The organism is Vibrio sp. Vb0349 (genome assembly GCF_033338975.1).
On record NZ_JAWOTS010000154.1, the window covers coordinates 909 to 1,528 of the forward strand.

1 protein-coding gene is annotated in these 620 nt (G+C 45.0%); it reads left to right on the forward strand.

Going from position 1 to position 620, the window contains the following annotated elements; translation table 11 throughout:
• Positions 1 to 185: 185 nt before the first annotated feature.
• A partial coding sequence (locus R7Q47_RS24105) for a ZrgA family zinc uptake protein (RefSeq protein WP_318089709.1) occupies positions 186 to 620 on the forward strand: 435 nt, incomplete at its 3' end.

Consider the following 620-nt stretch of genomic DNA (forward strand, 5'->3'; position numbering starts at 1 on the left):
TCGCATCATGTAGAAGAAGTATTCAGCGCTGCGCGTGCACCGCCTTATTTTGCGTAAACACTCAAACACAACCCAATTACGTTATTTCCAACGTGTATAGACGCGTTTCAATAACAGAACGTCAAATGAGTACTAATCTGAAATCAACCAGATCTCGGATTTATCAGCAAAATTAGGAAAGTAAAATGCCATCTAAACAGGTTTTAGCGATCGTTATCGGTTTGTCTCTATCGACAGTCGCAACAGCAGAAGAATACCGCCAACACAGTGCGCACGTTCATGGTCATGTTGAATTTAATATTGCCCAAGACGGCAGTGACTTGCTGCTCGAAATCACAGCTCCTGGGGCTGATGTGGTCGGCTTTGAACACGCACCAGAAAATGCAGAGCAAGAGAAAACACTGCAACATGCAATCGCAACGCTAGAAGATAGCAACGCACTGTTTGCGATTAACCCACAAGCACAATGCGAAATTGAAGAAGTTCATGTTGAACACTCGCTTGGGGGGCAACATGAAGAACATGAGCACCATGATCATGAAGGCCATGATCATGATGAACACGCCCATCACGATCACGACAAACATGATCACGACGGTCATGAAGGTCACGACCATTCA